5 protein-coding genes are annotated in these 3,600 nt (G+C 48.8%); 3 read left to right on the top strand and 2 right to left on the bottom strand.

The features are described 5' to 3' along the window. Together ACYVHX_RS04835 and ACYVHX_RS04840 are read left to right on the top strand one after the other, a co-directional pair. Positions 1 to 607, top strand: a 607-nt coding sequence (locus tag ACYVHX_RS04835; RefSeq protein ID WP_460670490.1) for a hypothetical protein, incomplete at its 5' end; no start/stop codon positions are given. A gap of 209 nt (positions 608 to 816) precedes the next feature. Beyond that, on the top strand, positions 817 to 1,431 hold the full coding sequence (locus tag ACYVHX_RS04840) for a glycoside hydrolase family 19 protein (RefSeq protein ID WP_460670491.1): 615 nt from the start codon (positions 817 to 819) through the stop codon (positions 1,429 to 1,431). Here the strand turns inward: ACYVHX_RS04840 and ACYVHX_RS04845 are convergent. Continuing rightward, complete coding sequence (locus ACYVHX_RS04845) at positions 1,415 to 1,993, bottom strand: NUMOD4 motif-containing HNH endonuclease (RefSeq protein ID WP_460670492.1); 579 nt, start codon at positions 1,991 to 1,993, stop codon at positions 1,415 to 1,417. The genes ACYVHX_RS04840 and ACYVHX_RS04845 overlap by 17 nt on opposite strands. A gap of 159 nt (positions 1,994 to 2,152) precedes the next feature. On the opposite strand from ACYVHX_RS04845, the gene ACYVHX_RS04850 reads away from it, so the two are divergent. Then, a complete protein-coding gene (locus ACYVHX_RS04850; RefSeq protein WP_460670493.1) occupies positions 2,153 to 2,482 on the top strand; it encodes a hypothetical protein in 330 nt (109 codons plus the stop codon). 673 nt (positions 2,483 to 3,155) lie between these two features. Here the strand turns inward: ACYVHX_RS04850 and ACYVHX_RS04855 are convergent. Continuing rightward, positions 3,156 to 3,458, bottom strand: a complete 303-nt coding sequence (locus ACYVHX_RS04855; protein WP_460670494.1) for a hypothetical protein — start codon at positions 3,456 to 3,458, stop codon at positions 3,156 to 3,158. Between the last annotated feature and the right edge of the window lie 142 nt (positions 3,459 to 3,600).

Here is a 3,600-nt window from a genome sequence, read left to right on the forward strand (position 1 = left end):
GCTAAGCCGGCTTATCAGACTATTTAGGGGGCAGGACCCCAACGAGCTGGTGATGAACCGGCGGACCTGGCAGATGGTGACGCTGATTCTTTCCTGCGTGGTGCTGGTGACCATCGGCGCGGGGGTGCACAGTTTTTTCAGGGGCGGGCCCGACACCATTCACTACCTGATGCAGTCACAGAAGCGGCAGGAAAAAGCTATCGAGCGGCAGAGTGCCGATCTAAAGCAGAATAAGGCCGAGACCAAGCAGGTCAAGCAAAACACCGATCAGCTGGTGGTGGGCCTGACGCTTTCGCTGGCCAACCAGGCGCAGCTGTTATCAAACCAGAAAAAGACCGAAGCCGAGAACGCCCGCTTAAAGCGGCAACTGGCGGCAACAAATCGGACGGTTAACCGGACAGCCGCCACAGTCAACACCGTGCAGCGCAACCAGGAAGCCACGCAGGCCAAGGTGGACACGGTTCGCGCCGTGGTCGATACCGTGAAGGCCGTGGTGGCAACGGTACTGCCTCTTGATACCATCGCCGTGCGCGATACCGTGAAGGTGGTTGTGCCCGCCGAAGCTGAAAAGCCCCGGCGCAAGTGGTGGCAGCGTCGGCGCAAATAAGTAAGTCCACCCGGCTCACCGCCAGATGGACTCGTAAAAGGCCCGAACTAAGCGCGCTGATCGTGGGAAGCGGTCCGGACATGTTGTCGGAGGCCCCGGTTTAAAACCGAGGCTCACAAGTGAAAAGCTTATGATTTTCGCGGCCCGAACAGGTCAAGTGTCCTGCCCCGGTCGGCTTATAGTACCAATTAACACAATTCCAGAATCTTATGCAAATCCACCGGGCTAATTTCTTCAACGGATACCGCACCCACTTCGGCCCGCTCTCCCAGCAGAAGGTCGTCGCCATTGACACGCTGATTGACTTCATTGAAGCCGACACCGGATGGACAACGGGCGATGTGTCAATTCGGCAGCTTGCCTATACCCTCGCCACCTTCCAGCACGAGACAGCCGGCACGATGGAGCCGATATCCGAGTACGGCAGCGAGAATTATTTCAACACCCGTTACGGGCCGCACACGAATGTCGGTAAGCAACTGGGCAACACACAGGAAGGCGACGGAGCGCGGTATAAAGGACGTGGCTTTTTGATGATTACAGGAAGGTCAAATTATCGCCATATGGGCGAACTGTTTAATGTCGATCTAATCAATAATCCTTCGTTAGCCAATGAGCCGAAGTTGTCTTATGCAATTTCAATGGCTGGATTGAGAACCGGTTCATTTACGGGCAAGTGCATTTCTAATTACATCAATGAGAAGAAAACTGACTATTTTAATGCAAGAAGGGCTGTAAATGGTGTCGATCGTGCTGAACTGATTGCTAGTTATGCAGTAAAGTTCGAGCAGATTTTAAGGGTTTCGATTAACGTTCAGAGCTAATAGGTGTCGAAACCCACGAATAGCGCAATCCCCTAGAAATACCGGACGCAGTGCTCATTGAAATATTAAACATCTTTGATAGCGGCTTTAATAACCACCCCTCCTGGCGAAGTTTCTTAAACTCTGCCGCTTGCTGATCTGTCAGCGCATTGTAAGGGCGGTAGCCTTTATTAGTACGCAAGCCAGTTCTAAATGCGTGAGCATTATTTTCCGCTTGTGTGACGTATTCAAGATTTTCTAGGCGATTGTCGTCCTTTATGCCGTTTTTGTGGTTAACCGTATATCCGTCAGGAATAGGACCAACAAAAGCGTGCATTACAATTCTGTGAACAAAAAAACGTTTGTATTTGTGTTTTCTTGAAAGACTAATGCATAAGTAGCCCCTTTGGTTAGCATTTGGAGATAAAGGCTGCCCGGTAAAACCTCTGGCACCCCTGGCCTTATAAACTGGCGGCCTGTCCAGAGACCTCATTCTACCAAGATTTGAAACCTGGTAATGCCCTTCATAATTCGGTACGTCTTTCCATACCTCACCCGGATTGCATACATTTGTAGCAGTCATCGCAATAGCTAGATTATTGTGAATGATAGGCCCGGCAAGTGTTGGTAGCACTTCGTCGGGCCGCTTTATTTACTACATAAATATACTGATTTTTAGGGAGTTAACATTGCTTTTCTTCATATTTTTGTCTATATTTATTGAAACGAAAACGACAGAAACATGAATAATGTAGAGCAACTTTTGATGCGCCTGACTTCGCAAGTTGAACATGAGCTTGAGCAAAAATCGAAGGGGTACAAGGATTGGGTACTACAGAAAGAGGCAAACGTTTATGGACGCATTATCCCCGCAGGTACCGTATTTGTCCAGATGAACGGAGACTATTACCATCCGATTATCAACGGGGCACGTTGCCCGTCCTATCAGGTAGATTTCTATATTGTAAAGAACAATCCAGAGTACTTTTCGGAGCAAATCAATATATCGGACGGTTGTTTTACAGAGGTTGACGATCAAACTTACTTACAATCCTGTCACTGGAGCTGTTAATGACTAGCGAATGGCTACAACGATCCCTGATCATTTCGAGGGCAATACCGTTGGCTTCATGGAGAGAGTTGGAGGTTTTTGTTTCGATTGGCTCTCTCTCTGTGACGTACCTATATCCATTTATTTTGTACTTATCCATAAGCGACAATTACTTTTTGAAAACTAATGATGTGCTACATTCTCCAGTTCCGCCCCGGTAATCTGTGCAGGTGGTTATCGTTTCCGCCAACTCAAAGCCGGTGCCAGCCCTGGTTTCAATGTAGGATTTAAGTTGGCTGTGATCGTTGGGATAGTGCCGGATCGTGTCAATCTTAACCTGTCTAGCTGGCTTGGGCGTAAACGAAAGGAACGCCAGGAGAATTAAAATAGTGAGAGCTTTCATATCGGACGGTTATTGGACTGGTTCAACTTGCAAAACTCTATCGTCCCCCAAATACAGCCACATGCAGACCTCATATCCCCTGCGGGTGACTGTTTTTCTGTCCAGAATTATATCATAGCTAACATGAAAACCTGCGCCCCGGCCTGAGTGTGGCCCTATTCCTACCTTCACGCTCTGCACCGTACCCCATTCAGGGGTTTCGTCTTTTTTTCGGTAGTTAGCGACTAGTACGCGGTCGCCTTGCTTTGCCTTGTGTGTAATTGTTGTAGTGTTCATCTTTTCGGACGTTTGTTAATCATTGAAGATATGCGAACAGTCTTGACATTCGTACCAGCCGGGAGCCTCCTGTTCGCCAAAGAGATTAGAGTAACCTGTTGTGCCGGGCGTATGGCGCAATTCATCTGACTCACAGACAGGGCAGCGCACGGGGTCATCCTCGTCCAAATCGGGATAGTCTGGCTCTTGTCCGCTAAACATTCTGCCGTTTTCTTCTTCGGCCCTTTCGAGGGCGTCCGACCATTGTTTTAACTCGTTATCGTAAGAGTCCATAAAACGTGTGATTATAAGTAAAGGAAATGAATTTGCTTTACGCAAGGGTTTCTATGTGTAAGGGCTTTTCAGCAACCCGTTCCAGCAATCAAGTTGCACCAATGGGGTGTTTCTGCACCGGAGTTGCTGGACTGGCGTTAGAGGGCGGCTGCTTTCCGCTTGGGCTGGTTGGAGATGCTGGCAGAAG

It is taken from the genome of Larkinella ripae (assembly GCF_054780775.1).